The organism is Pseudomonas sp. HMWF006 (assembly GCF_003061205.1).
GTDB lineage: Bacteria > Pseudomonadota > Gammaproteobacteria > Pseudomonadales > Pseudomonadaceae > Aquipseudomonas > Aquipseudomonas monsensis.
This window is the reverse complement of sequence record NZ_QAIU01000626.1, coordinates 1-4,808: the sequence shown is the minus strand read 5'-3', so window position 1 is coordinate 4,808 and position 4,808 is coordinate 1. Positions and strand designations below refer to the sequence as shown.

General features: G+C 62.1%; 2 protein-coding genes and 2 pseudogenes. All 4 read left to right on the top strand.

Features of this window, described 5'->3' with window-relative positions:
- Positions 1-768, top strand: a pseudogene (locus DBR24_RS34265) (MFS transporter); the annotation flags it as partial.
- Between the two features lie 9 nt (positions 769-777).
- Complete coding sequence (locus DBR24_RS29005) at positions 778-1,908, top strand: acyl-protein synthase (protein ID WP_128616412.1); 1,131 nt, start codon at positions 778-780, stop codon at positions 1,906-1,908.
- A 1-nt stretch (position 1,909) separates the two neighbouring features.
- The gene (locus DBR24_RS29000) at positions 1,910-4,306 is read left to right on the top strand and encodes an aldehyde dehydrogenase family protein (RefSeq protein WP_128616411.1); all 2,397 of its coding nucleotides are present in this window, start codon (positions 1,910-1,912) and stop codon (positions 4,304-4,306) included.
- 54 nt (positions 4,307-4,360) lie between these two features.
- Positions 4,361-4,808, top strand: a pseudogene (locus tag DBR24_RS28995) (phenylacetate--CoA ligase family protein); the annotation flags it as partial.

Genomic DNA, 4,808 nt, shown 5'->3' with positions numbered 1-4,808 from the left:
CTGCTATTGGAATGGCTCGACTGGCGCGAACTGTTTCTGATGCTTGGCCTGGTCGCCGCGCTGGCCTGGCTCGGGTTGTATGCCTTCATGCCGGAAACCGTGGGGGCGCTGCGCCGTGACGGTAAACGCCTGGCAAGCATTCCTTTCTCCTGGCGCCATACCCGGCAGCGTTATCAGGCATTGCTGGGCAACCACCGCTTTCTCGCCGCCAGCCTCGCCCTGGGCCTGATGAGCCTGCCACTGATTGCCTGGATCGGCCTTGCACCGGTGTTGTTGATGCAGCAGCAAGGCCTGACGCCCCTGGCGTACGGACTATGGCAAATCCCGGTTTTCGCGGCGGTCATCGTCGGCAATCTGTTGCTTGACCGGCTGTTGCTCACCCAGCCGCTGCCGCGCCTGGTCAGCCTGGCGCTGTGGCCTTTTTGTCTCGGTCTGGGCGCGCTGATCGTATGCAGCCAGCTCGGTGCCGGGTTGCAAGCCTTCGTCGCCAGTCTCGCGCTGTATGCGGTGGGCCTGGGCATGAGCAATGCGGCGCTGTATCGGCTGGCCCTGTTCTGCAGCGAGGACAGCAAAGGCCTGGTCTCGGCGCTGATCGGCATGCTTTCCATTACCGTGATGGGCGCCGGCGGCGCGCTGATTGCCGCGTCTGGCGGGGGTAACAGCTTGTCACTGTTTGCCCTTTGGGCGGCCGGCGGCGGCCTGCTGGCCCTGCCCCTGCTGCTGGGCTTCCTCTCCAACAACACGTCCCACTCCGCATCAACTCCATAAGGCTCGAACATGACCGGTTTACCTCTCAGCGATGCGCTTTGCGCGTCAGCGGCGCCCTATTGCCCGAATTCCGTGCCATCGGGTCTCTTCGAACACGCCATGGCCGAAATCAGCCGGTTTCACAGCGAGCAGACCCCCGGTTACACGCGTTGGTTGAACGCTAACGGGCTGCAGATCAACGACCTGGACAACCTTGAGGACTGGTCGCGCCTGCCACCGATCTTCGCCAGTTTTTTCAAACGACAATTGCTGCTCAGCTCCACCGGCGAAACGGCCCTGGAACTCACCTCCTCCGGCACCAGCGGCGAAAAAAGCCGCATGCGTTACGACGAGCGCAGCCTTACCGCTGCCCAGTTCATGGTTGCGCGCATTTTTCATCATTACCACTGGCACACGCCCGACACGCCATGCAATTACCTGATCCTGGGTTACGAACCGGAAGAGCGCATCGCCCTCGGCACCTCTTACACCGACCAGTTCCTGTGCAGTTTCGCCCCGGTCAATCGCGTGTGTTACGCCCTGCGACGCACCGGCAACGGACATCAATTCGATCTGTTCGGCGTCATCGCTGCCCTGCAAGCCTTTGCAGAAGAAGGCTTGCCGGTAAGGATTTTCGGCTTCCCGGCGTTCCTCTGGCAGACCCTGCAACAGATGCAGGCCACCGCTGTCGCCGACCTGCGCCTGCCGGCCCGCTCGCTGGCGTTTTTCGGCGGTGGCTGGAAAACCCGGGCGGCACAGGAAATTCCACGGGCGCAGTTGTATGCGCAGATTCACCGACAACTGGGGATCGACCTGGCGAATTGTCGCGACGGCTACGGCGCAGTCGAGCATGCCGTGCCCTATATCGAATGCGCTCACCACCGCTTCCATGTGCCGGTCTATTCGCGGGTCTACGTGCGCAATCCCGCAGATTTTTGCGTCTTGCCCTACGGCGAACGTGGACTGCTGGGCTTCGTTTCGCCCTACATCTCCTCCAGCCCCGCCCACGCCGTGGTGATGAGCGATCTCGCCACTCTGCATCCGGGCTCCAGCTGTGGCTGCGGGCTTTCCACCGACTGGTTTGAATTACATGGCCGCGCCGGCACCACGGCCAGCAGAAGCTGTGCCATGGCCGCGGCCGAATTGTTAGGGAGTCATTGAAATGTATTTACTTGACGGACACCTGTGCACACCCGACAGCCTCGATCAGGCGCTGGCGTCACTGCTTGAAAACCTGCCGCGACAACTGAGTGCCCCCCTGGCAAGTGCCACGATCATCTACGCGGCGCAACGGTTTGCCGAACAACTGCGCGACACCGATCTGCCGCTCGATGCCGAGCAACGCCAGGGGTTGATCGAGTTCTGCCAAGCTGAAGCGCTGTGCGGCAAACTCGAGCGCGAACTCGGTATGCAGCCGCACTCGCTGCACCGCTTCGACTACCGGCTACCGCGTTTCGAACGCTGGAGCCCCTTGGGCCTGGTGGTGCACATCACCCCGGGCAATGCGCCGTTGCTGGCATTTTGCGCAGTGATCGAAGGCCTGCTCGCGGGGAACGTCAACTGGCTGCGCCCGAGCAGCAGCGATCAAGGGCTGACCGCACGCCTGCTCCACGCCTTGCTGCAATGCGATCCGAGCGGGCAGCTCGCCAGTTACGTGGCCGTGCTGCCGGTGACCACCGCGCAAATCGGCGCACTGTGCCGACACGCCAATGGCGTCGCGGCCTGGGGCGGCGAATCGGCGTTGCAAGCCATACGACAGCAGCTCCCGCTCGGTTGTCGCTGGATCGATTGGGGTCACCGCATCAGCTTTGTCTACCTGACCGCCAGCGCCGCTTCCGCGCAGGCACTGGAGGCCGTGGCCGACGAAGTCTGCCGACTCGATCAGCAAGCCTGTTCCAGTCCGCAATGGCTGTTGGTCGACAGCGACGATCCGGCAGTCCTGCGTGACATCGGTGCCCGCCTCGCCCAGGCCTTCACACGCCGCGCCGAACACTGGCCAGCCCTGGTGCCGACCGTGCAGGAAGCGGCGCAAATCACCACGCACGTACAGATGGAGCGGCTGGGGCAAAGCTTTGCCGGCAAGACCGGGCAGATCTGGAGCGGCCCCGGCTGGCGGGTGATCTGGAGCCATGATCGTCAACTCGGCCCGTCCCCGTTGTTTCGCAGTGTGCTGCTCAAGCCCGTGCCGCGCTCGCTGCTCGGCACGACCCTGCTGACCTGGCGCAACGTCTTGCAAAGCTGTGCAGTGGTCTGTGAGGACGCCGAGATCGCCGAACTGGCGCAGACATTGATCAGCGCCGGCGTGACCCGCATTGCCCCGGTCGCGGCGATTCACGACGGTTATGCCGGCGAGCCCCACGATGGTGTCTACGCGTTGCAGCGCCTGAGCCGTCGTGTGTCGGTCAGCCTGTCGCAGACTGCGCTGTCCGCGCAGGCCAGCCTTGATTGCCAACCCGCGCCGGCGCTGCAAGGCGCGCAGCCCATCATGACTAAAGAGGCGTTTGCCGCCCAACCGATCAACCCGAAGGCGCAGCTGTTGTTCCGCTCGGGCGGCACCAGCGGCACCCCGGCGCTGGCGGGTTTCAGCTATCGCGATTTTCAACGACAAATGCGCGCGACCGCTGACGGACTGTTCGCCGCCGGTCTTGATCCGGTGCACGACCGGGTGATGAACCTGTTCTTCAGTGGCGCAATGTACGGCGGCTTCTTCAGCTTTGCCAAAGTCCTCGAACTGTTGCAGGTCACGCACCTGCCGATGGGTGCGCCTGGCGATGATGATTACCGGGACATTGCGCAACTGATCATCGCGCAGCGGGTGACGGTGTTGATCGGCATGCCGAGCACGGTACACCGGCTGTTCCTCAATGAAGGCCAGCATCTGCGGGCCTACGGCGGGATCACCAAAGTGTTTCTCGGCGGTGAGCACCTGAGCAGGCAAACCCGTGAACTGCTGCAAGACTGCGGCGTTTCGAATGTGCGCTCGGCGGTGTACGGCAGCGTGGATGCCGGGCCACTCGGCCACGCCTGCGCGGCCAGCGCCGACGGCGTGTTTCATTTGATGAGCGATATCCAGCAACTGGAAATCGTTGAGTTTGCGCAAGACGTTCCGGTGACGGGCAACGAGACCGGCCGATTGGTGTTCACCTCGCACGGCCGCGAAGGTCATTCCATCACGCGCTATGACATCGGTGACAGCGGACGCTGGCTCGACGGGGCGTGCGCGTGCGGCCTGAGATCGCCACGCTTCGAATTGTTGCAACGTCACGGCAAGCTGATACGCATTGGGAGCGATTTCATTTCCCTGAGCGAATTGACGCAGCGTCTGCAGGTGCCTTTTCAATTAGTCCTCGACCACGCCCCCGACGGCAGGGATCGCCTGCAGTTGCGCAGCGAACTGACGTCGTCGGAAGTACTTGCGCGGCTCGCGGACTATTCAACTTTAACGACCCTTATCCAGAGCGGTTTGTTAGTGATGGAAGTTGAAGTCTGTGTACCCGGAAAGTTCACCCGTAACGCCCACAGTGGCAAAACCGCCGCGGTGATTGATGCGCGCCGTTAGTTCTTATTCACCTGTACACCTGAACTAAAACCAGACAACTTCAGAGCAATAACCGTGAAAACTACTGACCAACTACGCGAACTGATCAAGTTCGCGCGCCAGTGTTCGCCGTTTTACCGCAAACATCTGGCGGCTATCAGCGCATCCGATGACTCGCTGGATAACGTACCCGTGGTGGATCCACTGCAATACTGGCGCGAAAGCCAGAGGCTCGACCATTGGCCCGTCCTGACCGGCCCCATGGCATCCGCGCTGGTGTTCAAGACCGGTGGTTCGACCAGTGCCGGCAAACTGTCGATTTACGAGCGCGAAGAATGGCGCGCGTTCGTGACCGACTTCGGTCAAAGCCTGAACGCGCAATTCAATCCGGGTGACCGCGTTGCCAATCTATTTTTCTGCGGTGACCTGTACGCCAGTTTCCTGTTCACTCACGATGCGTTGCGGCATGTCGATACCGACATCACCGAGTTTCCGTTCACCGGCAGCGTCGATCTGGCTGCAC

What these genes read in the sequence shown, in the direction of transcription:
- DBR24_RS29005 (WP_128616412.1), top strand. Translation starts at nt 778, where the DNA reads ATGACCGGTTTACCTCTCAGCGATGCGCTTTGCGCGTCAGCGGCGCCC.
- DBR24_RS29000 (WP_128616411.1), top strand. Translation starts at nt 1,910, where the DNA reads ATGTATTTACTTGACGGACACCTGTGCACACCCGACAGCCTCGATCAG.